This window comes from Halomonas cerina (assembly GCF_014192215.1).
GTDB lineage: Bacteria > Pseudomonadota > Gammaproteobacteria > Pseudomonadales > Halomonadaceae > Halomonas > Halomonas cerina.
This window is the reverse complement of record NZ_JACHXP010000015.1, coordinates 72,827-94,983: the sequence shown is the minus strand read 5'-3', so window position 1 is coordinate 94,983 and position 22,157 is coordinate 72,827. Positions and strand designations below refer to the sequence as shown.

The 22,157-nt window shown below is 67.2% G+C and carries 27 protein-coding genes; 13 read left to right on the top strand and 14 right to left on the bottom strand.

Annotated features, from left to right (window positions below; translation table 11 throughout):
• Positions 1 to 127: 127 nt before the first annotated feature.
• Positions 128 to 634: a ribosome biogenesis factor YjgA gene (gene yjgA, locus FHR94_RS14440; protein WP_183326514.1), complete on the bottom strand. Its 507-nt coding sequence runs from the start codon at positions 632 to 634 to the stop codon at positions 128 to 130.
• A 116-nt stretch (positions 635 to 750) separates the two neighbouring features.
• On the opposite strand from yjgA, the gene pmbA reads away from it, so the two are divergent.
• A complete protein-coding gene (gene pmbA, locus FHR94_RS14435; RefSeq protein ID WP_183326512.1) occupies positions 751 to 2,091 on the top strand; it encodes a metalloprotease PmbA in 1,341 nt (446 codons plus the stop codon).
• Positions 2,092 to 2,262: 171 nt separating this feature from the next.
• Here pmbA and FHR94_RS14430 read toward each other — a convergent pair whose 3' ends face one another.
• The 11 genes from FHR94_RS14430 to FHR94_RS14380 form a co-directional block, all read right to left on the bottom strand.
• Positions 2,263 to 2,532, bottom strand: a complete 270-nt coding sequence (locus tag FHR94_RS14430; RefSeq protein ID WP_183326510.1) for an HPr family phosphocarrier protein — start codon at positions 2,530 to 2,532, stop codon at positions 2,263 to 2,265.
• Positions 2,533 to 2,535: 3 nt separating this feature from the next.
• Positions 2,536 to 3,447 carry an RNase adapter RapZ gene (gene rapZ / locus FHR94_RS14425; protein ID WP_183326508.1) on the bottom strand — a complete coding sequence of 304 codons (912 nt, stop codon included), beginning with the start codon at positions 3,445 to 3,447 and terminating at the stop codon, positions 2,536 to 2,538.
• Between the two features lie 54 nt (positions 3,448 to 3,501).
• Positions 3,502 to 3,981, bottom strand: coding sequence for a PTS sugar transporter subunit IIA (locus FHR94_RS14420; RefSeq protein ID WP_183326506.1), 480 nt, complete (start codon positions 3,979 to 3,981; stop codon positions 3,502 to 3,504).
• A gap of 6 nt (positions 3,982 to 3,987) precedes the next feature.
• Positions 3,988 to 4,296 (bottom strand): ribosome hibernation-promoting factor, HPF/YfiA family, encoded by a 309-nt coding sequence (gene hpf, locus FHR94_RS14415; protein WP_183326503.1) that lies wholly within the window; start codon positions 4,294 to 4,296, stop codon positions 3,988 to 3,990.
• Between the two features lie 158 nt (positions 4,297 to 4,454).
• Positions 4,455 to 5,870, bottom strand: coding sequence for an RNA polymerase factor sigma-54 (locus tag FHR94_RS14410; protein WP_183326500.1), 1,416 nt, complete (start codon positions 5,868 to 5,870; stop codon positions 4,455 to 4,457).
• Positions 5,871 to 6,024: 154 nt separating this feature from the next.
• Positions 6,025 to 6,750: an LPS export ABC transporter ATP-binding protein gene (gene lptB, locus FHR94_RS14405; protein WP_183326498.1), complete on the bottom strand. Its 726-nt coding sequence runs from the start codon at positions 6,748 to 6,750 to the stop codon at positions 6,025 to 6,027.
• Positions 6,747 to 7,277, bottom strand: a complete 531-nt coding sequence (gene lptA / locus FHR94_RS14400) for a lipopolysaccharide transport periplasmic protein LptA (protein ID WP_183326495.1) — start codon at positions 7,275 to 7,277, stop codon at positions 6,747 to 6,749. Before lptA ends, lptB begins: the two co-directional genes overlap by 4 nt.
• Positions 7,274 to 7,858: an LPS export ABC transporter periplasmic protein LptC gene (gene lptC / locus FHR94_RS14395; protein ID WP_183326493.1), complete on the bottom strand. Its 585-nt coding sequence runs from the start codon at positions 7,856 to 7,858 to the stop codon at positions 7,274 to 7,276. Before lptC ends, lptA begins: the two co-directional genes overlap by 4 nt.
• Before the next feature lie 6 nt (positions 7,859 to 7,864).
• On the bottom strand, positions 7,865 to 8,422 hold the full coding sequence (locus FHR94_RS14390) for a KdsC family phosphatase (protein WP_183326491.1): 558 nt from the start codon (positions 8,420 to 8,422) through the stop codon (positions 7,865 to 7,867).
• A 21-nt stretch (positions 8,423 to 8,443) separates the two neighbouring features.
• A complete protein-coding gene (locus FHR94_RS14385) occupies positions 8,444 to 9,439 on the bottom strand; it encodes a KpsF/GutQ family sugar-phosphate isomerase (RefSeq protein WP_183326489.1) in 996 nt (331 codons plus the stop codon).
• 28 nt (positions 9,440 to 9,467) lie between these two features.
• Positions 9,468 to 10,430 (bottom strand): calcium/sodium antiporter, encoded by a 963-nt coding sequence (locus FHR94_RS14380; protein ID WP_183326486.1) that lies wholly within the window; start codon positions 10,428 to 10,430, stop codon positions 9,468 to 9,470.
• A 130-nt stretch (positions 10,431 to 10,560) separates the two neighbouring features.
• Between FHR94_RS14380 and FHR94_RS14375 the strand changes: the two genes are divergently transcribed.
• The 9 genes from FHR94_RS14375 (at position 10,561) to hisD (ending at position 17,423) form a co-directional block, all read left to right on the top strand.
• A complete protein-coding gene (locus FHR94_RS14375; protein WP_183326484.1) occupies positions 10,561 to 11,373 on the top strand; it encodes an ABC transporter ATP-binding protein in 813 nt (270 codons plus the stop codon).
• A complete protein-coding gene (mlaE, locus tag FHR94_RS14370) occupies positions 11,370 to 12,152 on the top strand; it encodes a lipid asymmetry maintenance ABC transporter permease subunit MlaE (protein ID WP_183326483.1) in 783 nt (260 codons plus the stop codon). The genes FHR94_RS14375 and mlaE overlap by 4 nt, the downstream gene beginning before the upstream one ends.
• Positions 12,153 to 12,198: 46 nt before the next feature.
• Positions 12,199 to 12,663, top strand: a complete 465-nt coding sequence (gene mlaD, locus FHR94_RS14365) for an outer membrane lipid asymmetry maintenance protein MlaD (protein ID WP_183326481.1) — start codon at positions 12,199 to 12,201, stop codon at positions 12,661 to 12,663.
• A 35-nt stretch (positions 12,664 to 12,698) separates the two neighbouring features.
• A complete protein-coding gene (locus tag FHR94_RS14360) occupies positions 12,699 to 13,358 on the top strand; it encodes an MlaC/ttg2D family ABC transporter substrate-binding protein (RefSeq protein WP_183326478.1) in 660 nt (219 codons plus the stop codon).
• The gene (locus tag FHR94_RS14355; protein WP_183326476.1) at positions 13,355 to 13,684 is read left to right on the top strand and encodes an STAS domain-containing protein; all 330 of its coding nucleotides are present in this window, start codon (positions 13,355 to 13,357) and stop codon (positions 13,682 to 13,684) included. Before FHR94_RS14360 ends, FHR94_RS14355 begins: the two co-directional genes overlap by 4 nt.
• 126 nt (positions 13,685 to 13,810) lie before the next feature.
• The gene (locus FHR94_RS14350) at positions 13,811 to 14,065 is read left to right on the top strand and encodes a BolA family protein (RefSeq protein ID WP_183326475.1); all 255 of its coding nucleotides are present in this window, start codon (positions 13,811 to 13,813) and stop codon (positions 14,063 to 14,065) included.
• A gap of 13 nt (positions 14,066 to 14,078) precedes the next feature.
• Positions 14,079 to 15,341 (top strand): UDP-N-acetylglucosamine 1-carboxyvinyltransferase, encoded by a 1,263-nt coding sequence (gene murA, locus FHR94_RS14345; RefSeq protein ID WP_183326473.1) that lies wholly within the window; start codon positions 14,079 to 14,081, stop codon positions 15,339 to 15,341.
• A gap of 19 nt (positions 15,342 to 15,360) precedes the next feature.
• Positions 15,361 to 16,023: an ATP phosphoribosyltransferase gene (gene hisG / locus FHR94_RS14340; RefSeq protein ID WP_183326471.1), complete on the top strand. Its 663-nt coding sequence runs from the start codon at positions 15,361 to 15,363 to the stop codon at positions 16,021 to 16,023.
• Positions 16,024 to 16,100: 77 nt separating this feature from the next.
• The gene (gene hisD / locus FHR94_RS14335) at positions 16,101 to 17,423 is read left to right on the top strand and encodes a histidinol dehydrogenase (RefSeq protein ID WP_183326469.1); all 1,323 of its coding nucleotides are present in this window, start codon (positions 16,101 to 16,103) and stop codon (positions 17,421 to 17,423) included.
• Between the two features lie 58 nt (positions 17,424 to 17,481).
• Here the strand turns inward: hisD and FHR94_RS14330 are convergent, their stop codons facing one another.
• Positions 17,482 to 18,729, bottom strand: coding sequence for a Do family serine endopeptidase (locus tag FHR94_RS14330; protein ID WP_183326467.1), 1,248 nt, complete (start codon positions 18,727 to 18,729; stop codon positions 17,482 to 17,484).
• A 103-nt stretch (positions 18,730 to 18,832) separates the two neighbouring features.
• On the opposite strand from FHR94_RS14330, the gene FHR94_RS14325 reads away from it, so the two are divergent.
• Complete coding sequence (locus tag FHR94_RS14325; RefSeq protein ID WP_183326465.1) at positions 18,833 to 19,594, top strand: Nif3-like dinuclear metal center hexameric protein; 762 nt, start codon at positions 18,833 to 18,835, stop codon at positions 19,592 to 19,594.
• A gap of 51 nt (positions 19,595 to 19,645) precedes the next feature.
• On the opposite strand, the gene FHR94_RS14320 is transcribed toward FHR94_RS14325, so the two are convergent.
• Positions 19,646 to 20,089: a ZapG family protein gene (locus FHR94_RS14320; RefSeq protein ID WP_183326463.1), complete on the bottom strand. Its 444-nt coding sequence runs from the start codon at positions 20,087 to 20,089 to the stop codon at positions 19,646 to 19,648.
• 171 nt (positions 20,090 to 20,260) lie between these two features.
• Between FHR94_RS14320 and zapE the strand changes: the two genes are divergently transcribed.
• Together zapE and rplM are read left to right on the top strand one after the other, a co-directional pair.
• A complete protein-coding gene (gene zapE / locus FHR94_RS14315; RefSeq protein ID WP_246389975.1) occupies positions 20,261 to 21,439 on the top strand; it encodes a cell division protein ZapE in 1,179 nt (392 codons plus the stop codon).
• 283 nt (positions 21,440 to 21,722) lie between these two features.
• A complete protein-coding gene (gene rplM / locus FHR94_RS14310; RefSeq protein ID WP_183326461.1) occupies positions 21,723 to 22,151 on the top strand; it encodes a 50S ribosomal protein L13 in 429 nt (142 codons plus the stop codon).
• Positions 22,152 to 22,157: the final 6 nt, after the last annotated feature.

The following is a 22,157-nucleotide window of genomic DNA, read 5'->3' as shown; positions in this document are numbered from 1 at the left end:
GCTTCGAGCTTCGAGCTTCGAGCTTCGAGCTTCGAGCTTCGAGCTTCGAGCTTCGAGCTTCGAGCTTCGAGCTTCGAGCTTCGAGCTTCGAGCTTGGCTCGCTGCCCGTGGCCCGTAGCCCGGCGCTTTAGAGTCCTGCGGAATCGCGGATCAGCCTGAACAGCCGGCGGGCGTTGGTGGGCGGCTTGCTTTGTTCGCGCTCGCGGCGGGCGTTGCGGATCAGCTGGCGCAGGGCCTGGCGATCGACATCGGGAAACTCGGCGATGAAGGCCTCGACGGCGTCATCGCCTTCGTCGATTAGCCGGTCGCGCCAGGTCTCGAGGCGATGGAAGGCGTGGTCGCGACGCAGCTGCTCCTGGTCGAGTTCGTCGAAGACGGCCTGGATACCGTCGAGGTCCTCGCGGCGCATCAGCTTGCCGACATACTGCATGTGCCGGCGGCGGGCCTCCCGGGCGCGGATGCGGCCGGTCTCCTCCACGGCGGCCAGCAGGTCGTCGGAGAGGGGAAGGCGGGCCCGCTCGGCGTCGCTCATGGCGATGATCCGCTCGCCCAGGACTTGGAGGGCATGCATCTCGCGCTTGAGCTGGGACTTGCTGGGCCGTTCGTCGGCCGGGGAAAGGTCATCCTGGGTCATGCCGGTTCCACTTCGTCGGAGGTCGGAAATGGCCCAGTATATCAGCCCGTCGCGGCGGGCTGGACAATGCACGTGATTGCCGGCCCCGAGGCCGGCCGTAGTGAGGAGAGACTTTCATGACAGAGGCTTTCGATGCCGCCGCCCAGCAGCGGTTGCTCGAGTCCCGTGCCGAGACGGCCCTGGCGCTGGCGCGCCAGCTGGGCGCCGATGCCTGCGAATTCGGCGCCAGCGTCGACCAGGGGGTCGGCGTCAGCGTGCGCGAGGGCGATGTGGAGACCGTCGAGCTCTCCCGGGACCAGGGCATCGCGGTGACCGTCTATGTGGGGCAACGCAAGGGCAGCGCCTCCTCCACCGATGCCGGCGAGGCGTCGATCCGCGACGTGGTGGAAAAGGCTCTGGCCATCGCCCGCCACACCGGCGAGGACCCGGCCTCCGGCCTGGCCGATGCCTCCCTCATGGCCCGCGAGTTGCCGGACCTCGAGGTCCACCATCCTTGGCCCCTGACCACCGAGGAGGCGATCGATATCGCCCTGGCCTGCGAGTCGGCCGGTCGCGGCATGGACGGGATCAAGAGCTCCGACGGCGCCAGCCTCTCCAGTGGCGAGGGCGTGCGGGTCTACGGCAACAGCCACGGCTTTTTGGGCAGTCAGCGCGGTAGCCGGCATTCGCTGTCCTGCATGCTGATCGCCGAGGACGCGGGCGGGATGCAGCGCGACTACGACTATACCAGCGCGCGTCACCCGGACGACCTGTGGGCACCGGAGACCGTGGGACGCAGTGCCGCCACCCGTACCCTGCGGCGGCTGGGGGCCCGCCGCCCGGCGACTGGGCGGATGCCGGTGCTCTTCGATCCCAGCCTGGCCAGCGGCCTGGTCGGTCACCTGATGGGCGCCATCGCCGGCGGGGCCCTCTATCGCCAGGCGTCCTTCCTCTGCGACCGCCTGGGCGAGACGCTTTTCCCCGAGTGGTTCTCGCTGTTCGAGCGCCCCATGGAGCGGGGCGCTATGGCCAGTAGCCCCTTCGACAACGATGGGGTCCAGACCCGCGATAACGTCTTCGTGGAGCATGGCCGGCTGGCCAGCTACATGCTCTCGGCTTACAGCGCCCGGCGGCTGGGCATGGAGACCACCGGCAATGCCGGCGGGGCGCGTAACCTGCGGATCGAGGCGCCGCTCGAGTCCCGGGAGGCCCTGCTCGCGCGGCTGGGCCGCGGGGTGCTGGTCACCGAGTTGATGGGGCAGGGTGTGAATGGCGTGACCGGGGACTACTCCCGCGGCGCGGCCGGCTTCTGGGTGGAGGAGGGCAGGATCCAGCACCCGGTGGAGGAGTTCACCATCGCTGGCAACCTGGAGACCATGTTCAAGGGGCTGGCCGGCGTCGGTGACGACATCGACACGCGGGGCAGCATCCACACCGGCAGCTGGTTGATCGACGAGATGACCGTCGCGGGCGCGTAGCGCCCGAGACGCGGCTACGCCGCGATAAGAAGGAAGACCGGCGCTTCGCGCCTGGAAGAAGGAAGGGCATCGCCTAGCCTGTCTTCCTTCTTCCTTCTTCCTTCTTCCTTCTTCCTTCTTCCTTCTTCCTTCTTCCTTCTTCCTTCTTCCTTCTTCCTTCTTCCTTCTTCTTCAGGCGTCCTCGTCGAAACGGGCCTCGAACAGCTCCTCCAGGGCATCCAGGACCTCTTCCTCGTCCTCGCCCTCGGCCTCGAGGGTCAGTTCGGTGCCGCAGGGAGCGGCCAGCATCAGCAGCGACATGATGTTGCTCGCTTCGGCCTGCTGCTCGCCGCGCCTCACGGTGACCCGGGCGGCGTAGGGCTGGCAACACTGCACCAGTTTGGTGGCGGCCCGGGCATGCAGGCCCCGCTTGTTAGTGAGGGTCAGGTTACGGCTCGGCACGCCTCAACATCCTTCCTTCTCGGAGTCTTCCATGGCATCGGTCTGCAGGTTCCGCTGCAGACCCAGTTCGCGATGACGCAGCCGCACGCCCGGTCGCCGGCCGGCCAGCGCCCGGGCGAGCCGCTCGGCCAGATACACTGAACGGTGCTGGCCGCCGGTACAGCCGATGGCCACGGTCAGGTAGCTGCGTTGGCTGGCGCGGTAGCGCGGCAGCCAGCGCTCGACCCAGGCCAGGATGTCATCGTGCATCTCGGCGACCATCGGGTAGGCGTCTAAAAAGGCGATGATGCTGGTGTCGCGGCCCGTGGCGTCACGCAGGCTCGGGTCCCAGTAGGGGTTGGGCAGGCAGCGGGCGTCGAAGACAATATCGGCGTCCAGAGGCACGCCACGCTTGAAGCCGAACGACTCCACGGTGAGAGTCAGTTCTTCGGCCCGGTGGCTGCCCACCTGGTCGGCGATGCGCCCCCTGAGCTCATGGACCGAGAGGCGTGAGGTGTCGATCACCAGATCGGCAAGATCGCGGATCTCGGCCAGCGCCTCTTCCTCCCGGTCGATCGCCTCGGCCAGGGTCATGTGGCTGTCCCGGGTCAAGGGGTGGCGCCGGCGCGTGGCCGAGTAGCGCTCCAGCAGGATACGGGCATCGGTGGTCAGGTAGACCACCTGGCAGTCGATATCTCGGGCCCGAACCTCCTCCAGCAGGCTCGGAAAACGCTGGAGGGCGTCCGGCAGGTTGCGTGCGTCGATGCTCACCGCAATGGAGGAGCGCAACGAGCGGCCGTTGCGCAATTCGTCGACCAAGGGACCGAGGAGCATGGCCGGCAGGTTGTCGATGGCGTAGAAGCCCGTGTCCTCCAGCGCCTGCAGGGCGATCGACTTGCCCGACCCGGAACGACCGCTGATGATCACGAGCTGCATGGCGGGACTCCTGGTCGGATAGACGGGCGGGCCGGATGCACCTTGACGGGCGGCTCACTGGTGGGCGGGCGGCGCCTGTCGCCGGATGGCCTCGATGAGACGCTCGTGCAGGTCGCGCTGGCTAGTACAGTGCCGCAACTGGCTACGGGTGTCGGCATCATTCATGATGCCGGCCACCTCACCCAGCAGGGCGAGGTGGGCGTCATCCGCTTCCTCGGGCACCAACAGCACGAACACCAGGTCCACGGGTTCCCCGTCCATGGCATCGAAGTCCACCGGTTCGGCGAGCTTCATGAAGCCGGCGATAGGGGCCTTGCAGTGCGGGCTCCGGGCATGAGGAATGGCCACCCCGTGACCGATCCCGGTGCTGCCGAGACGCTCCCGCCCAATCAGACGGCTGAAGACTTCCTGGCTGTCGAGGCTGGGGGTGTTCTGGGCGATGAAGGTACTGAAGAATTCCAGCACCCGTTTCTTGCTGCCCCCTGGCACGCCGAAGAGGGTACGCTCGGGAGGGAGGATGGTTTCCAGTGTCATGACGGGTCAGCGAGCACCGGCGCCCTGGGCGCGGGCCTGGGCCTTTTCCTTGTGCTTGACCAACTGGCGGTCCATCTTGTCGGCCAGGGCGTCGATCGCGGCATACATGTCGTCGTCAACGGCCTCGGCATGGAGATCGGCACCGGCGGCATGCAGGATGCAGGCCGCTTGCTGGCGTTCCTTTTCGACGGAGAGCGTGACCTGCACGGTGGTGATGTTATCGTAGTGGCGTTCGATGCGGGCCAGCTTCTCTTGCACATAGTCACGCAGGGCGTCGGTCAGTTCCACATGATGGCCGGTGATGTTGACTTGCATGACACGCTCCTTGGTCCTTCGGGTGGTGATCCGATTGTAACCCTTTTTACGGCCGTGCAAACCCCTTGTACTGCACGGATTCGGGCCGGGCTCTAGCCCTCACGCGAAGGCGCGCGTGGCCCGCGTGACAGGCGCTGACGCGTCAGGGATGTCGAGGATCAGCGCAGGCGCTTGCGCTCGCTGGAGGAGGGGATATTCATGCCCTCGCGATACTTGGCGACGGTGCGTCGGGCCACCTCGATACCGTCCTCGGCCAGCAGCATGACCAACTTGCTGTCGGAGAGCGGCTTGCGGGGCGGTTCCTCCTGGATCAGCTTGCGGATCCGGGCGCGGATGGCGGTGCTGGAGTGGGCGTCGCCGCCGCCGCCGCCCCCCACCTGACTGGAGAAGAAGTACTTGAGCTCGAACATGCCGCGCGGCGTGTGGATGAACTTCTGGGTGGTGACCCGCGAGATTGTCGACTCATGCATCTCCACGGTCTGGGCGATATCGGCCAGGATCAATGGCTTCATGGCCTCCTCGCCCTGCTCGAGAAAGTCGATCTGGCGGACCATGATCTCGCGTCCGACCCGCAGCAGGGTATCGTTGCGGCTCGACAGGCTCTTCAGCAGCCAGCGAGCCTCCTGGAGGTGGTCCTTGAGGAACTGGTTGTCCTGGCTCTTGTCGGCGCGGCGGATCAAGGCGGCATAATCGGGCTGGATGCGTAGGCGCGGCATGGCCTCCGGGTTCAGCTCTACCTGCCAGCCCTCGGGCGTCTGGCGCACGACCAGGTCGGGAATGACATGGTCGCTGCGGCTATCGGCATAGGCGCTGCCCGGGCGCGGGTCGAGGTGGCGGATCAGCTGGATCACCGCGTCCAGGGCATCGTCCTCGAGGCCCAGGCGTCGTTTCAGCAGGCGTCGGTCATTTCCCGCCAGGGCCTCGAGGAACTGGCGCACCAGGCGCCGGGCCTGGGGCAGCAGCGGCGTATCGTCGGGCAGGCTGGCGAGCTGCAGTATCAGGCACTCGTGCAGGTCCCGGGCGAAGATGCCGGTGGGCTCGAATTGCTGCAGACGCATCAGCACCTGCTCCACCTCGCGGGTCTTGAGGCCCTCGAGGCCCTGGTCGCGAAGCCCGTCGCGCAGTTCCTCGAGGGACTGTGCCAGGTAGCCGTCGGCGTTGACGGCATCGATGAGGCTCTCGGCGATGAGTCGCTGGCGCGCGTCCAGGTCGGTCATGGCCAGCTGCCAGGCCAGGTGGCCCTGCAGGCTCTGGCCGGCGGCCTGGCGCTCGAAATCCGGTCCCTCGCCGCTGCCACCGGATGGGGCCAGGTCCTGATAGGTGTCGGACCACTCGCTGTCGGTGGTGAGTTGCTCGGGAATCTCGCTGGACCATGTCTCTTCGGTGGCCTCGCTCACCGCCATCTCGCCAAACTCTTCCTCGAGCTCGAGCATGGGATTGGACTCCAGCGCCTGCTGGATCTCCTGGCGGAGGTCCAGGGTGGAGAGCTGCAGCAGCGCGATAGCCTGCTGCAGTTGGGGGGTCATGGTCAGCTGGGTGCCGACCCGCAGCTGAAGGGACGCCTTCAAGGCCATGGGAGAAACCACTCGAACTGCCGGAAAGCTCTCACCCTAGTCCCGCAGGGAGCGGCATGCAAGTCGATTTTCTGCAAGTTGCATGCCATGCGCAATTTCCATGCCTTTTGGGCCGGCATTGCTTTAGATCAGTGGGTTGGCGCATGGTCAGGCCTCAAAGCCTGAAGTCCTGGCCCAGGTAGACCTCCCGGACACGCTGATTGGCCAGGATCGCCTGTGCATTGCCGTCGGCGATGATCTGACCGTCACCGACGATGTAGGCATGGTCGCAGATGTCCAGCGTCTCGCGGACATTGTGGTCGGTGATTAGCACGCCGATGTCGCGGGCCTTGAGCTGGCGAATGATGCTCTTGATCTCGCCGACCGAGATGGGGTCGACCCCGGCGAAGGGCTCGTCGAGCAGGATGAAGGAGGGCTCGGTGGCGAGTGCCCGGGCGATCTCCACCCGACGGCGCTCGCCCCCGGACAGGCTCATCCCGAGGTTGTCGCGGATATGGGTGACATGGAAGTCCTCGAGCAGCTTCTCCAGACGCGCCTTGCGGCCGATGCGATCAAGGTCTCGCCGGGTCTCGAGGATGGCCATGATGTTGTCGGCGACGGAGAGCTTGCGGAAGATCGAGGCTTCCTGGGGCAGATAGCCGATGCCGGCGCGAGCCCGCTCGTGCATGGCGGCCCGGGAGAGATCCAGGTCGTCGATGGCCACCTCGCCGGCGTCGGCGCGCAGCAGGCCCACAATCATGTAGAAGGAGGTGGTCTTGCCGGCCCCATTGGGACCGAGCAGGCCGACGATATGGCCCTGCCCAATGGTCAGGCTGATATCCTGGACCACGCGACGCCGCTTGTAGCTCTTGGCCAGGTGCCGGGCACGAAGGGTCTTCATGGATTCTCCTGTCGCTCCGGCTCGAGGGTCATGCGTACCCGCTGGCGGTCCTGGACCCCCTCGGCCTCGGCGCGTGCCTGGACCACGCGACGGTCGAGAAAGTACTCCAGGTAACCACCGTCGAAGGTATCGCCGCCCTGATGGAGCTCGGCCCGGTCGATCAGCTCGATGCGCCGCTCGGCGACGTGGTAGATCACGGTGCGGCCCCAACCGCGCACCAAGGGCTCGTCAGGCGCCGGTTTCTGCTCGAGGTAGGCGCGCTCGCCGGTGGCCGTGGCTCGGGTCAGCTGGCCCGCCGCATTGCGCTGGATCTCGACCCGTTCACCGGTGAGCCGCATGCTGCCCTGGCGGATCTCGACATCGCCGCGATAGACCGCGGTACCGGCGCGGTCATCCAGGTCCAGCCGATCGGCCACCACCTCGATGGGGGCGCTGGCGTCCCCCTCCAGGGCCCAGGCCGGCAGGACGGCCAGGGCTAGGAGGAAGAGGCTCAGGGCCAGCAGGGACGCGCGTACGGGTCGCTTCATGAGGCGGGCTCCTCTCGGGGCTCAGGCGGATGGTGGCCGCGCACATTGTCGGTCAAGCGCGCGCGGCTGTCATCGATCCAGGCATCGAAGCGCTCCGCGCGCATCGTCTGCGGCGGCTGGCGCAGAACCACGGGCGTCTCGCTCCAGGCGTGTCCGGCATCGGCATCGTAATGCAGGATCTCGGTCGCCAGGTGCCAGCGCTCCGCGGGAGCCTCGAGCTGTGCATGGCCCGTCAGGGTCAGCGGGTTGCCGCCGGCACCCAGAGTGCCGGTATCGCCGTGGGCCAGCCATACGCGCTGCGACGCATCGATCAGGCGCGCCCGTGGCGCCTCGAGACGGGTCACGTCGTCTTGGGGAGTATGCACCAGACGCGGCGTCGTCAGCTGCTGATGAGGGCGCCCCGCGGCATCGAAGCGGGTCAGCCGCGCCTCCTCTAGGTAGTAGTCGGGCTCGCCGGCGGCATCCCGCGGCACGGGGCCTGGCGGGGGGGTGTCACGCATGTCGAGCAGCGCCAGGCCGCCCCCCAGGGCCAGCAACAGCAGGAACAGCCAGACCCGATACGAGAGACGCGGTAGGGTCATGCGCGATCAGCCCTGCCCATGGAGGTAGGTATCCAGTACCGCGTCCCAGTGGCCCTGGGCCTGCAGCAGGGTGTCGCAGATCTCGCGTACCGCGCCGTGGCCGCCGGGACGCTCGGTAACCCAGTCGGCATGCTTGCGAATGTAGCTCGGCGCGCCAGGCACGCTGATGCCGATGCCGGCGCGTTTCATGGCACCCACGTCCGGCATGTCATCACCGCAGAAGGCCACTTGCTCGAGGTCGAGGTCGAGCCGGGTGCAGAGCTGCTGCAGGGCGGGCAGCTTCTTCTCGACGCCTTGCATCACATGCACCACACCGAGTGCCGCGGCGCGTCGACTGACGATGGGGGAATCACGGCCCGTGATCAGGACCACCTGGATGCCGGCCCGCTGCAGCAGCTTGATGCCGTGGCCGTCGTGGGTATGGAAGGCCTTGATCTCGATGCCGTCGGCCTGGAAGTAGAGGCGGCCGTCGGTGAGCACGCCGTCGACATCCAGAGCGAGCAGGCGCAGGCGGCGCAGGCGGTCGACGAGCTGGGGGTCGAGCAGGGGGGAATCGAAAGACATGGGGGGTCCTTGTCGTAGAGGTCAGATGACGCCGCTGGCCAGCAGATCGTGCATGTGCAGGGCGCCGACCGGGCGGCCGTCGGGGTCCACCACGGCCAGCGCGGTGATGCGGTTGTCTTCCATGAGGCGGACCGCCTCGGCAGCCAGGGTGTCGGGGGCGATGCGCTTGCCCGGCACGGTCATGACATCGTCGACCCGCAGGGCATGCAGGTCGCCGTGCTGATCCAGGGTGCGGCGCAGGTCACCGTCGGTGTAGACCCCGGCCAGCCGGCCGTCCTCGTCGGTAACGCAGGTGAAGCCGAGCCCCTGGCGGGTGATCTCGAGCAGGGCGTCGCGTAACGGGCTGCCGAGGGATACCTGGGGCAGGCGGTTGCCCTGATGCATCAGGTCCGAAACCTTGAGCAGCAACCGCTTGCCCAGGCTACCACCCGGGTGGGACCGGGCGAAGTCCTCGGCGGTGAAGCCGCGGCTCTCGAGCAGGGCGACGGCCAGGGCATCGCCCAGCGCCAGGGCGGCGGTGGTGGACGAGGTGGGGGCCAGGTCCAGTGGACAGGCCTCGCGCTCGACGCCGGCGTCCAGATGGGCGTCGGCATGCCGTCCCAGGGTCGAACCGGAGCGTCCGGTCATGCTGATCAAGGGGGTGCCCAGCCGCTTGAGCAGCGGTAGCAGGGCGGTGACCTCGGCGGTCTCGCCGGAGTTCGACAGGGCCAGTACCACATCGCCGGGGGTGATCATGCCCAGGTCGCCGTGGCTGGCCTCCCCGGGATGGACGAAGAAGGCCGGGGTCCCGGTGCTGGCCAGGGTGGCGGCGATCTTGCCGGCGACATGGCCGGACTTGCCCATGCCGGTCACGATTACTCGCCCGCGGCAGGCGAGGATCAGCTCGCAGGCGCGATCGAAGTGGGCATCCAGCCGCTCGCACAGAGCGGCGATGGCCTGCTGTTCGAGCTCGAGGGTGCGCCGTGCGCTGTCGCGCAGGGGAGAGGTGCCGGCCGGGGAGTGCGTTTCATCGGTCATGACGGAGATTGTTGCCTGTTGCGCGGTTTCACTCAAGGGGGCAGCCTCCCGCCATGGCGCCGGCGCTACCCAGCCTGGCCAGGTAGGCGAGGTAGGCCAGGACCAGCAGGGCGCCTGGCAGTCGGTTCAGGTAGCCTCGTCGATTCCACAGCAGCAGCGCGCCCAGGGCCAGGGTGAGCAGCAGCATCACCGGGTAGTCGCGTCCGGCGGCGGCCGGGTCGGTGGCGCCGGGCGCGAGCAGAGCCGGCATCGGCAGCACGGCGAGCATGTTGAAGAGGTTGGAGCCGATCACGTTGCCGATGGCCAGGTCGTGATGGCGTTTCAGGGCGCTGGCCACACAGGCCGCGAGTTCCGGCAGACTGGTACCGATGGCTATCACGGTCAGTCCGATGATCAGCTCGCTGACGCCCAACCCACGCGCCAACTCACTGGCCCCCCAGACCAGGACGCGGGAGCTCGCCCCCATGATCGCCAGGGTGCCGACGAGCCAGGCCAGGGCTTGCCACAGCGGCATGCCGGGGATGCCCTCGTGCTGCGTCTCGTCGGGAGCATCGGCGCAGAACAGCCACCACAGACTGAATCCCAGCAGCAGGAGCAGTAGCAGGCCATCGAGGCGGTCCAGGTGGCCGTTGGCCAGGGCATAGCCGGCCAGCCCTGTGCCTCCCAGCAGCAGCGGCAGCTCGCGGCGCACGATGGAGAAGCGCACGGGGATCGGGACGACCAGCGCCGTCACCCCCAGCACCATGGCGATATTGGCAATATTGGAGCCTAGCGCGTTGCCGGTGGCCAGGTTCGGGGCGCCATCCAGGGACGCCATCACCGAGACGATGATCTCCGGGGCCGAGGTGCCGAGGGAGACGATGGTCATGCCCACCAGCAGCGTGCTCATGCCGGCTCGCCAGGCGGTAGCGGCGGCGGCACCGACGAAGCGGTCAGCACTCCACGTCAGGCCGGCGAGGCCGAGGATGACGACGAGGAAGGGAACCAGCATGGTGACGGGCGATGTCCGACGGCTCAGGGGCGTTCATTGAACATGCTGAGCCGGCGGCACGCAAGGCGCTGGCGCAGCGATGGCGAGTTAGGATACGATGTTCGATAATTTGGTTCGGCAAGGCATCTCGATGACAGATTCCCCTTTCGTGGAAGTGGAGGGCCTGCACTTCTCTCGTGGCGACAAGGAGATCTTCCGTGGCGTCGACATGGCCATTCCCCGTGGCGGGATCACGGCCATCATGGGCCCCAGCGGCACGGGCAAGACGACTCTGCTCAAGCTGATCGGCGGACAGCTCACCCCCGATCGCGGTCGGGTGCAGTTGGACGGCCAGGACGTGCATGCCTTGTCGCGCAAGGCGCTGTTCAGGCTACGCCGTCGCATGGGCATGTTGTTCCAGAGCGGAGCGCTGTTCTCGGATCTGAATGTCTTCGAGAACGTGGCCTTCCCCCTGCGCGTGCACACCGACCTGCCGGAGTCGATGGTTCGAGATCTGGTGCTGATGAAGCTCGAGGCCGTTGGCCTGCGTGGGGCTCGCGAGCTGATGCCCTCGGAGCTTTCCGGTGGCATGGCGCGGCGAGTGGCGCTGGCACGTGCCATCGCCCTGGATCCGGAGCTGATTCTCTACGACGAGCCCTTTACCGGTCAGGACCCGATCTCCCTGGGCGTGCTGGTGCAGCTTATCAAGCGGCTCAACGATGCCCTGGGCCTGACCGCCATCGTGGTCTCCCACGACATCAAGGAAACGCTGTCGATCGCCGATTATGTCTATGTGATCGCCGACGGCCGGGTAATGGCCCACGGGACGCCGGCGAGCCTCGACGTGGACGAGGACCCGCGGGTCAGCCAGTTCATCCATGGCGAGCCGGACGGGCCGGTGCCATTTCACTATCCGGCGCTGGACTTTCATGCCGACCTGCTGGGCGCGGGAGGGCCGCGATGATCAATTGCATCCGGCGGCTGGGGCAGCGCTCCTGTGACATCATCGAGGCGCTGGGGCGGGCCGCCGTCTTCCTGCTGCTGTCTGCCGTCGGCGTGCCGACGGCCGAGGGGCTGCGCCTGTGGCTGCGCCAGATGCACTTCGTCGGGGTGATGTCGCTGGCCATCGTGCTGGTCTCGGGACTGTTTATCGGCATGGTGCTGGCACTCCAGGGCTATACCATCCTGGTGGATTTCGGCGCCGAGCAGGCGCTGGGACAGATGGTGGCGCTCTCGCTGCTGCGCGAGCTGGGGCCGGTAGTGGCGGCGCTGCTGTTCGCCGGTCGGGCCGGGTCCGCGCTCACTGCTGAGATCGGCCTGATGAAGGCCACCGAGCAGCTGACCAGCATGGAGATGATCGGTGTCGACCCGCTGCGCCGGGTGGTCGCCCCGCGGCTGTGGGCCGGCTTCGTGTCCCTGCCGCTGCTGACCATCGGCTTCAGCGTGGTCGGTATCTATGGGGGGTACCTGGTCGGTGTCGAGTGGCTGGGGGTCTTTGAGGGCTCCTACTGGGGCAACATGCAGTCCAGCGTGGAGTTCATCGACGACGTGGCCAACGGCCTGATCAAGAGCGTGGTGTTCGCCCTGGTCGTGACCTGGATCGCCGTCTTCCAGGGCTTCGATCTGATTCCCACCTCGGAAGGCATCTCGCGGGCCACTACCCGCACTGTAGTCTACTCGTCTCTGGCGGTACTGGGCCTGGATTTCGTGCTGACCGCCCTGATGTTCGGTGGGCTTTCATGAGGCAGATGGCAAGGGCCGAGCCGTCGCGAACTTTTGGAGACATGGAATGAAGCGCAGCAAGACGATGGAGCTGGGGGTCGGCCTGTTCATGCTGGCCGGCATCCTCGGCCTGGTGTTCCTGGGCCTGAGGGTCAGTGGCCTGACCTTCTCGGCGCCCGGCGACACCTTCCGGCTGGAGGCCAACTTCGCCAATGTCGGCAGCCTCAAGCCGCGGGCCCGGGTCACCATGGCCGGCGTCACGGTGGGGCGGGTGACGACCATCGAGCTCGACCCGGAGTGGTTCGATGCCCGGGTGGTCATGGAGGTCGATGCCACGCTCGAGGGGGCGCTGCCCGAGGACAGCACGGCCGCCATCCTCACCGCCGGCCTGCTCGGCGAGCAATACATCGGGCTCTCGATGGGCGGGGCCCCCGAGACGCTCGGTGATGGTGACACCGTGCGCGATACCCAGTCGGCACTGGTGCTCGAAGAACTGATCCAGCAGTTCGTTTCTACCCTGGCCAAGGAATGAGTCCGGTCCCGAGTGACCGGCGAGGAGTCGTGACGATGATCCAGATGCATCCCTTTCTCCGGCTGCGCCACCTGCTGCTGGCCCTGTGCCTGGTGTTGGTAGCCCTGCCATCGGTGGCCCAGCCTACCCAGAGCCCGGAACAGTTGATCCGCGACAGCATCGAGGCGCTGATGACGCGTATCGAGGGTCGCGAGGACTATTTCGCCGAGCACATCGAGGAGCTCGAGCGCATCGTCGATGAGAGTCTCGAGGGGGTGGCGGACTTCCGCTATATCGGGGCCAGCGTGATGGGACGCTACTTTTCCAATGCCACGCCCCGGCAGCGTTCGCGGTTCGTGGACACCTTCCGCCAGACCCTGATCGACACCTATGCGAAGGGGCTGATCACCTTCGACTATCGCGAGATCCGGGTGCTCGACAATCAGCAGGCTCCGCGCTATGAGGACCAGGCCAGCGTGGACATGGAGATCGTGGCCAAGGACGGCACGGTCTATCCGGTCAGCTACACCCTGCGCCTCGACGACAGCCGGTGGAAGGTGGTCAACGTGATCGTCAACGGCATCAACCTGGGGCTGACCTTCCGTAACCAGTTCGATCAGGCCATGCGCGATCACAATCGGGATTATGACGCCGTCATCCAGAGCTGGGCGCCCGAGCTCGCGGTGGAGGAACTGGAGCAGGGCGGCAGCGCATGAGTGTGCTGCTCGAGCGGCACGGCACCCGGCTGGAGACGCAGGATGCCGTGCTGGCAGTGGTCGGCAGTGTCGATTTCGGCGAGGCGGCGGCCATGGCTGCCGCCGGAGGCGACTGGATCGCCTCGCGCCCGGCCGCCAGTACCGTGGCCTTCGACCTGCGGGGGGTGGACCGGATCAGCAGTGTCGCCATCAGCGTGCTGCTGGAATGGACCCGCATCGCCCGTCAGCATGGGGTGGAGGTCCAGGCGGTCCACCTCTCCTCCCCCCTGGCCCGCCTGACCCGGGTTGCGGGTCTCGACACCCTGTTGCCTCTGCCGTCTCCCTGACCGTCCCCGGCAGGACGGCATCGCCAAGCGCACGGCTTTTCTTTACCATGGCGGCTTCGTGATCACGCCAGCGACATCGGTCGGCTGGCGGATCGTCCACCGCGCAATCACAGGAGGGCCGGTTCCATGCAACCCAGTGAGGTCAAGGCGCTGCTCGAGCGTCGCGTCGAGGGCTGCGAATTCCATATCCAGGGCGAAGGCTGCAACTTCCAGGTGGTGGCCGTCGGTGAGGCCTTCGAGGGGCTGTCACCGGTCAAGCGCCAGCAGCTCATCTATGGGGCGCTCTCCGAGGAGATCGCCTCCGGCGCCCTGCATGCCGTGAGCATCAAGACCTATACCCCCGCCCAGTGGCAGACCGCCGCCGAGAACCCGGGGGCCTGAAGAGCGATCCGTCATGGACAAGCTGATCATTACCGGGAATGGTCCCGTCGACGGCGAGGTCTGGGCCAGCGGTGCCAAGAACGCCGCCCTGCCGATCCTCTGCGCGACCTTGCTGGCCGACGAGCCGGTGACCATCGGCAACCTGCCGCATCTCCAGGACATCACCACCACCCTGGAACTGCTTGGGCACATGGGCATGCAGCCGGTGATGGGCGAGCAAATGAGTATCCAGCTCGATGGCGCCCAGGTGACCGAGTGCCATGCGCCCTATGAGCTGGTCAAGAAGATGCGCGCCTCGATCCTGGTGCTGGGGCCGCTGCTGGCCCACTTCGGCCATGCCGACGTCTCGCTGCCGGGGGGGTGTGCTATTGGCTCACGCCCCGTGGACCTGCATCTCCGCGGCCTGGAGGCCATGGGCGCCGAGATCCATGTCGAGGGGGGCTATATCCGGGCCCGCGCTGACGGTCGGCTCCAGGGGGCTACCATCTTCTTCGATACCGTCACCGTGACCGGCACCGAGAACCTGCTGATGGCGGCCACGCTGGCGGAAGGCACCACGGTGCTGGAGAATGCCGCCCGGGAGCCCGAAATCGTCGATCTGGCGGAATGCCTGATCAAGATGGGCGCGAGGATTCGGGGTCACGGCACCGACACCATCGTCATCGACGGCGTCGAGCGGTTGCACGGCGCCGAGCACGACGTCATGCCGGATCGCATCGAGACCGGCACCTTCCTGGTCGCCGCGGCGCTGTCCCGGGGGCGGGTGCGGGTGCGCAACACCCGGGCCGACATCCTCGAAGCGGTGTTGGCCAAGCTGGAGGAAGCCGGGGCCACTATCACCACCGGCGAGGGTTGGATCGCGCTCGACATGCAGGGCCGGCGACCGAGGGCGGTCAATGTGCGCACGGCCCCCTATCCGGCCTTTCCCACCGACATGCAGGCCCAGTTCGTGGCGCTCAACGCGGTAGCCGAGGGCACCGCGCGGGTCGTGGAGACCATCTTCGAGAATCGCTTCATGCACGTTCAGGAACTCAATCGGATGGGCGCCGACATCGCCCTGGAGGGCAATACCGCCGTGGTCACCGGGGTCGAGACCCTCTCCGGGGCCCCGGTCATGGCCACCGACCTGCGGGCCTCCGCCTCGTTGGTGATCGCGGCGATGATGGCCGAGGGCGAGACGCTGGTCGACCGTATCTACCATATCGATCGCGGCTACGAGTGCATCGAGGAAAAACTGCAGCTGCTGGGGGCGCGCATCAAGCGCATTCCCGGCTGAGCCGACAACAGGCGAGACCATGAGCAAGGAACTGATTCTGGCCCTCTCCAAGGGCCGCATTCTCCACGAGACCCTGCCGCTACTGGCCGATGCCGGCATCGCACCCGCCGAGGACCTGGAAGCCAGCCGCAAGCTGCTGTTCGACACCAACCTGGCCGATGTGAAGCTGGTGATCCTGCGGGCCACCGATGTGCCCACCTATGTACAGCTCGGCGCCGCCGATGTCGGCGTGGCCGGCAAGGACGTGCTGCTGGAGCATGGCGCCGAGGGGCTCTACGAGCCGCTGGACCTGGAAATCGCCCGCTGCAAGCTGATGACCGCGGGCATCACCGGCGCCGAGCCGGCCCGGGCGCGCCGCCGGGTGGCCACCAAGTTCGTCAACGTGGCGCGGCGCTATTACGCCGAGCAGGGCATCCAGGCCGAGGTGATTAAGCTCTATGGCGCCATGGAGCTGGCCCCCCTGATGAACCTGGCCGATGAGATCGTCGATATCGTCGATACGGGCAACACCTTGCGGGCCAACGGCATGGAGCCCCGCGAGCTGATCGCCCCGGTCAGTACTCGCCTGGTGGTCAACAAGGCGGCCATGACCATGAAGCATGAACGCCTCAAGCCGCTGATCCAGCGCCTGCGCGAGGCGGTCGTCAGCCGTCGTGATAGCGCCGCTGTCTCGGCCTCATAGCCGCCGGCACCTTGCCCGCCGCGCTGCGCCGCGGCAGGATAGCGTTCTCGTTCCCTTTCCGACAGGACCCACCCGTCATGAGTGATTCTCCCGTTGCCGGTGCGACACTGGCCCGCCTTTCCACTCGGGATGCCGACTTCGATGCTCGTCTCGAGGCCCTGCTGGCCTGGGAAGGGGTGTCGGATGCCGAGGTGCAGCATCGGGTCGACGAGATCCTCGCCACGGTCAAGGCACGGGGCGATGCGGCCCTGGTGGAATACAGCAACCGCTTCGACCGTCTCGCGGTGACGGGGATGGCCGAGCTGGCCGTGGGCCCCGAGCGGCTTCGTGAGGCCTATGAGGGGCTGCCCGAGGCGCAGCGCGAGGCGCTCTCGCAGGCAGCCGAGCGCATTCGGGCCTATCACGAGCGTCAGAAGCCCGAGTCCTGGCGCTACACCGAGGCCGACGGCAGCGTGCTGGGCCAGCAGATCACCCCCCTGGACCGGGCCGGTATCTATGTACCGGGGGGCAAGGCGGCCTATCCTTCCTCGGTGCTGATGAACGCGATTCCGGCCCACGTGGCCGGCGTGCCCGAGATCGTCATGGTGGTGCCCACCCCCGACGGGGTGCTCAACGAGCTGGTGCTGGCGGCGGCGCACCTGGCCGGTGTCGATCATGTCTTCACCCTCGGCGGGGCCCAAGCGGTGGCGGCCCTGGCCTATGGCACCGAAACGGTGCCCCGGGTCGACAAGATCGTGGGTCCCGGCAACATCTATGTGGCCACCGCCAAGCGGGCGGTGTTCGGCCAGGTGGGCATCGACATGATTGCTGGACCCTCTGAGATCCTGGTGGTCTCCGACGGTGGGACCGACCCGGAGTGGCTGGCCATGGACCTTTTCTCTCAGGCCGAGCATGACGAGAATGCCCAGGCCCTCCTGGTGAGCTGGGAGAGCGAGCACCTGGCGGAGGTGGAGGCGGCCATCGAGCGCCTGCTGCCGACGCTGGACCGCGAAGCCATCGTGCGGGAATCGCTCGCCAGCCGTGGGGCGCTGATCGCGTGTCGGGATCGGGACGAGGCCGTGGCACTGGTCAACCGTATCGCCCCGGAGCACCTGGAGCTGTCGCTGGCCGAGCCGGAAGCCCTGTTGCCGGCGATCCGTCACGCCGGGGCGATCTTCATGGGCCGTTATACGGCCGAGGCCCTCGGTGACTACTGTGCCGGCCCCAATCACGTGCTGCCGACCTCCGGCACCGCGCGCTTTTCCTCGCCGCTGGGGGTCTATGACTTCCAGAAGCGCTCCTCGATCATCCACTGCTCGCCCGAAGGCGCCAGCGAGTTGGGGCGTACCGCCTCGGTGCTGGCTCGGGGCGAATCCCTGACCGCCCACGCCCGCAGTGCCGAGTATCGCATCCGCGACTGAGGCCTCGTGGATCGCGGCCGCACCACCTGACGGCGGGGGCGTCGCCAGGGAGGTTGCCTCAGGGGGTGGGACGTGCCGGTGGGCGGTCGCGGGACGGCATTCGCGGGGTGGGACGCTCACCTACCGTCAGCTCCACCTCGACGCGTTCGCCGCCGCGCACCACCGTCACCGGCAGTAACATGCCCGGCTTGACCGCCGCGATGTCGCTCATGGTCTGGCGTGGGTCGAGGATCGGCTCGCCGTCGACCTCTAAGAGCACGTCGCCGGGCTGCAGGCCGGCCTGGTCGGCGGGGCCGCCCGGTACCACGCCGGCGATGATCACCCCAGCCGGTGCCTTGAGGCCGAAGGAGGCGGCCAGTTCCGGGTTGAGCTCCTGGGCCTCGACCCCCAGCCAGCCGCGGACCACGCGGCCGAGGGTCACGATCTCCTCGAGGATGTTGCGGGCCAGGTTGGCGGGAATGGCGAAACCGATTCCCTGGGAGCCGCCGGAGCGGGAAAAGATGGCGGTGTTGATGCCCACCAGGGCGCCTTCGGGATTGACCAGGGCGCCGCCGGAGTTGCCGGGGTTGATGGCCGCATCGGTCTGGATAAAGTCTTCGTAGGCGTTGAGGCCCAGATGGCTGCGACCGGTGGCACTGATGATGCCCATGGTCACGGTCTGACCCACGCCGAAGGGGTTGCCGATGGCCAGCGACACGTCGCCCACGGCGACCCGGGTGGAGTCGCTGAGCCGAATCACCGGCAGGTCGTCCAGGCCGATGCGTAGCACCGCCAGGTCGCTCTCCGGGTCGGTGCCCACCACCTCGGCCAAGGTCTCGCGGCCGTCCCGCAGCGCCACCTGGATCTGATCGGCGCCCTGGATGACATGATGGTTGGTCAGCACATAGCCATCATCGCTGACGATGACGCCGGAGCCGAGGCTCGATAGCATGCGTTGGCGGGAGGGTAGCTCGTCGCCGAAGAACTGACGGAAGAAGGGGTCCGACATCAGGGGGTGGGCATCGCGCTCCACGACCCGCGACGAGTAGATGTTGACCACGGCGGGGGCGGCACGCTCCACGGCCTCGGCATAGCTCACCGGACCCTGACCGCGGTCCAGCGGTGCGGCCTGGCGCAGGTCGGGGGAGGAGCGAGTCGCGGCATCGGCGGGGGCCATGTCGGCCGGTGGTCGATCAGGTGACTCCGAGGGTGTCGACTCGGGACCCAGCAGGCGCGGGAAGGCATTGAGCAGCACGATGGCCAGCAGCACGCCGATGATCACGGGCCACAGATAGGGGAAGGCTGAACGCCACAGGGTGCGTCGCATGCGGCGGGGGTCCTCGTCATTTGAGCAGGGTCGCGGGCCGCCTGCCCGCTGAGTACAATCGACAGAGTGTAACATTGTCATCCTGACCACGCCCGGAGGCTGCATGACGCATCGTGACGACCTGGTCGCTGCCTGTGATCGACTGCTTGGGGCGGAACGCTTCAAGGATTATACCGTGAATGGCCTGCAGGTGGCCGGCCGGGAGAAGGTGACACGGGTGATGACCGGGGTGACCGCCTGCCAGGCCCTGCTCGACGAGGCGGTGGCCTGGCAGGCGGACCTGGTGCTGGTCCACCACGGCTACTTCTGGAAGAACGAGCCGGTCACCATCACCGGCATGAAGCGCCGGCGCCTGGCGACCCTGCTAGGTCACGACATCAACCTGCTCGCCTATCATCTGCCCCTGGATGCCCATCCGGGGCTGGGCAACAACGCCGAGCTGGCTCGGCGGCTGGGCTTCGAGGTCACCGGCTGTGCCGATGGGGAGCTGGGTGAAGGGCTGGTCTGGTTGGGTACGCCGCCATCTGGTCTTGACGGGGCGTCGCTCGCCGCGCATGTCGGCGAACGGCTCGGGCGTGCGCCGCTGCTGGTCGAGGCGCCGGGTGGGGGAGAGCTCCGTCGGGTCGCGTGGTGTACCGGTGGGGCCCAAGACATGATTGGCCTCGCCGCCGAGGCAGGAGCCGAAGCCTTTATCTCCGGGGAGATTTCCGAGCGGACCACCCACCTGGCCCGGGAGATGGGGCTCCACTACCTGGCTGCCGGCCATCACGCCACGGAGCGCGACGGCGTCAGGGCATTGGGGGAGTGGCTGGTTAATGAGCTTGGGGTCACCCACCGGTTCGTGGATATCGACAACCCCGCCTGAGCCAGTGGGCGCTGCCCCTGCCGTGTTCCGGGCAGGGCGCCGGGCGGTCTCTCAGTGGCGGAGCGGTTGGGAACTGGCGGCTTCCTGATGGCGCAGGCCGTAGTCCTCGGAAAGGGTGCCACGGTTGCCGTCGGCATAGTCGCGGGGCACCGCGACCGCGTCTTCGTCGGATGGTGTCTCGCCGCGGGACACGAGGTCCATGGCCTGGCGGCGCAGCGAGGGAGCGCCCAGGGTGCCGCTGGCCGCTTCGACTTCCTCCTCCAGGCGCTGGCTTTCGCGGCGCAGGCTCTCGGCCAGCTGGGTGAGGCGTTCCAGGCGGTCTCCCATGCCGTCCTTGATGTCCACCAGTTCGCGGTCACGCTCCGCGAGGCGCTGGCGCAGCTTCTGCTGCGTCCCGGCGCCGGTATGGAGCAGGTGATAGCCCAGCGCACCGATGCCTATACCCGCCAGCAGACAGGCGATGGCCAGCACCCAGTTGATGTTGCTTTCGTCCACGTCATTCTCCCTGAAACTGTCAGACGACCCGTCACACCAGACGAGAGCGATACACCGGCATTATACGGTCGAAGCGGAGCATGGGGTCAACGCGGGGCCATGCCAACGCGCGGGCGGCTGGCGTATAATCGTTCTCTTGAACGACCCAAGGACAGGCCGCCAGGAATGCACATGAGCGAGAGTGACACGACATCGGTAACCCGCGAGGCGCTTCCGCCGATGGCGCGCTATCGGGCCGATCTCGAGCGCGACGACTTCCAGTTCGATCCCGCCCAGCAGCAGGCGGTGGAGCACCTTCAGCATCTCTACGACGAGCTGGTGGCGACGCCGCGTACCCGACCCCGCCCCACAGCGACCGGCAAGGGGCTCAGGTCTCGCGTGGCAGGGCTATTCGGCAGGCGTGAGGACACACCGGCGGCGCCGGCATTGCCGCCGGTCTCGGGGCTTTACCTCTGGGGAGGTGTGGGGCGCGGCAAGACCTACCTGGTGGACACCTTCTACGAGGCGCTGCCGTTTCCCGACAAGATGCGTACCCACTTCCATCGCTTCATGCAGCGGGTGCACAACGAGTTGGAGCACTGCAAAGGCGAGCGTAACCCGCTGACCCTGATCGCCGGCAAGTTCGCTGACGAGGCACGGGTGATCTGCTTCGATGAGTTCTTCGTCAAGGACATCACCGATGCCATGATCCTCGCCAACCTGCTCGAGGCCCTGTTCGCCAAGGGGGTGGTACTGGTAGCGACCTCCAACATCGTGCCCGCTGATCTCTACAAGGAGGGCCTGCAGCGGGCCCGTTTCCTGCCGGCCATCGACCTGCTCGAGCGCCACTGCAAGGTAGTCAACGTGGATTCCGGGATCGACTATCGTCTGCGGGCCCTGGAGCGCGCCGAGATCTTCCATTCGCCCCTGGACGCCGAGGCCGAGGCCGAGCTGGCCCGCAGCTTTCGCGAGATTGCCGGGCATGAAGGGGAGTCCGATGCCCCCATCGAGATCAATCACCGGGTGCTGCGTAGCCGGCGGCTGCACGACGACGTGGTGTGGTTCGAGTTCCGTGAGCTGTGCGACGGCCCACGCAGCCAGAACGACTACATCGAACTGGCCCGGGAGTTTCACAGCGTGCTGGTCTCCAATGTCACCTGCATGAGTGGGGCCACCGACGACCAGGCTCGGCGCTTCATCAACATGGTCGACGAGTTCTATGACCGTGGCGTCAAGCTGCTGATGTCCGCCGAAGCGCCGGCGGAGGACCTCTACCAGGGCGGCAAGCTGGAGTTCGAGTTCCAGCGGACCCTGTCGCGGCTCCAGGAGATGCAGTCCCACGACTACCTGGCGTTGCCGCACAAGCCCTGACCCGGCTTTGCCGGGAGCTACGGGCTTCGAGCCCACGAGCTTCGAGCAGTTGGCAGCCAGCCCGATAAGACGGAGGCTGCCCGCAGCCCGCAGCCCGCAGCCCGCAGCCCGCAGCCCGCAGCCCGCAGCAAGCGCGCGCTGGCATTGCCTTGCCGGTGGCGGCTCGTGTAGAATGCGCGCTCGCTCGACCGTTGTCGCCCCGGGCGGCAACCAAGAAGAATAGGGATGGTCCCCGCCGGCCTGCCGGTGTCAGGACCCAATACATCGATTTGGTGATTCACCCATGAAGACGTTCACTGCCAAGCCGCAGTCCGTCCAGCGCGACTGGTACGTCGTCAACGCGGCGGACAAGACACTCGGCCGCCTGGCCACCGAGATCGCGCGTCGCCTGCGCGGCAAGCACAAGCCGGAATACACCCCGCACGTCGACACCGGCGACTACATCGTCGTGATCAATGCCGAGAAGGTGAAGGTCACCGGCAACAAGGCCAGCGCCAAGAACTACTATCGCCACACCGGCTATCCAGGTGGCCTCCGCTCCATGAACTTCGAGAAGATGATTGCTCACGCCCCCGAGCGCGTCATCGAGTCCGCGGTCAAGGGCATGCTCCCGAAGGGCCCGCTGGGTCGTGCCATGTACTCCAAGCTCAAGGTCTACGCCGGCACCGAGCACCCGCACGCCGCCCAGCAGCCGCAAGAACTGAACATCTGAGGGAGT

Excerpts from the sequence above, each read along its gene's own strand:
- yjgA (WP_183326514.1), bottom strand. The coding sequence starts at position 634 with ATGACCCAGGATGACCTTTCCCCGGCCGACGAACGGCCCAGCAAGTCC.
- pmbA (WP_183326512.1), top strand. The coding sequence starts at position 751 with ATGACAGAGGCTTTCGATGCCGCCGCCCAGCAGCGGTTGCTCGAGTCC.
- rapZ (WP_183326508.1), bottom strand. The coding sequence starts at position 3,447 with ATGCAGCTCGTGATCATCAGCGGTCGTTCCGGGTCGGGCAAGTCGATC.
- FHR94_RS14420 (WP_183326506.1), bottom strand. The coding sequence starts at position 3,981 with ATGACACTGGAAACCATCCTCCCTCCCGAGCGTACCCTCTTCGGCGTG.
- hpf (WP_183326503.1), bottom strand. The coding sequence starts at position 4,296 with ATGCAAGTCAACATCACCGGCCATCATGTGGAACTGACCGACGCCCTG.
- FHR94_RS14410 (WP_183326500.1), bottom strand. The coding sequence starts at position 5,870 with ATGGCCTTGAAGGCGTCCCTTCAGCTGCGGGTCGGCACCCAGCTGACC.
- lptB (WP_183326498.1), bottom strand. The coding sequence starts at position 6,750 with ATGAAGACCCTTCGTGCCCGGCACCTGGCCAAGAGCTACAAGCGGCGT.
- lptA (WP_183326495.1), bottom strand. The coding sequence starts at position 7,277 with ATGAAGCGACCCGTACGCGCGTCCCTGCTGGCCCTGAGCCTCTTCCTC.
- lptC (WP_183326493.1), bottom strand. The coding sequence starts at position 7,858 with ATGACCCTACCGCGTCTCTCGTATCGGGTCTGGCTGTTCCTGCTGTTG.
- FHR94_RS14390 (WP_183326491.1), bottom strand. The coding sequence starts at position 8,422 with ATGTCTTTCGATTCCCCCCTGCTCGACCCCCAGCTCGTCGACCGCCTG.
- FHR94_RS14385 (WP_183326489.1), bottom strand. The coding sequence starts at position 9,439 with ATGACCGATGAAACGCACTCCCCGGCCGGCACCTCTCCCCTGCGCGAC.
- FHR94_RS14380 (WP_183326486.1), bottom strand. The coding sequence starts at position 10,430 with ATGCTGGTTCCCTTCCTCGTCGTCATCCTCGGCCTCGCCGGCCTGACG.
- FHR94_RS14375 (WP_183326484.1), top strand. The coding sequence starts at position 10,561 with ATGACAGATTCCCCTTTCGTGGAAGTGGAGGGCCTGCACTTCTCTCGT.
- mlaE (WP_183326483.1), top strand. The coding sequence starts at position 11,370 with ATGATCAATTGCATCCGGCGGCTGGGGCAGCGCTCCTGTGACATCATC.
- mlaD (WP_183326481.1), top strand. The coding sequence starts at position 12,199 with ATGAAGCGCAGCAAGACGATGGAGCTGGGGGTCGGCCTGTTCATGCTG.
- FHR94_RS14360 (WP_183326478.1), top strand. The coding sequence starts at position 12,699 with ATGATCCAGATGCATCCCTTTCTCCGGCTGCGCCACCTGCTGCTGGCC.
- FHR94_RS14355 (WP_183326476.1), top strand. The coding sequence starts at position 13,355 with ATGAGTGTGCTGCTCGAGCGGCACGGCACCCGGCTGGAGACGCAGGAT.
- FHR94_RS14350 (WP_183326475.1), top strand. The coding sequence starts at position 13,811 with ATGCAACCCAGTGAGGTCAAGGCGCTGCTCGAGCGTCGCGTCGAGGGC.
- murA (WP_183326473.1), top strand. The coding sequence starts at position 14,079 with ATGGACAAGCTGATCATTACCGGGAATGGTCCCGTCGACGGCGAGGTC.
- hisG (WP_183326471.1), top strand. The coding sequence starts at position 15,361 with ATGAGCAAGGAACTGATTCTGGCCCTCTCCAAGGGCCGCATTCTCCAC.
- hisD (WP_183326469.1), top strand. The coding sequence starts at position 16,101 with ATGAGTGATTCTCCCGTTGCCGGTGCGACACTGGCCCGCCTTTCCACT.
- FHR94_RS14330 (WP_183326467.1), bottom strand. The coding sequence starts at position 18,729 with ATGCGACGCACCCTGTGGCGTTCAGCCTTCCCCTATCTGTGGCCCGTG.
- FHR94_RS14325 (WP_183326465.1), top strand. The coding sequence starts at position 18,833 with ATGACGCATCGTGACGACCTGGTCGCTGCCTGTGATCGACTGCTTGGG.
- zapE (WP_246389975.1), top strand. The coding sequence starts at position 20,261 with ATGAGCGAGAGTGACACGACATCGGTAACCCGCGAGGCGCTTCCGCCG.
- rplM (WP_183326461.1), top strand. The coding sequence starts at position 21,723 with ATGAAGACGTTCACTGCCAAGCCGCAGTCCGTCCAGCGCGACTGGTAC.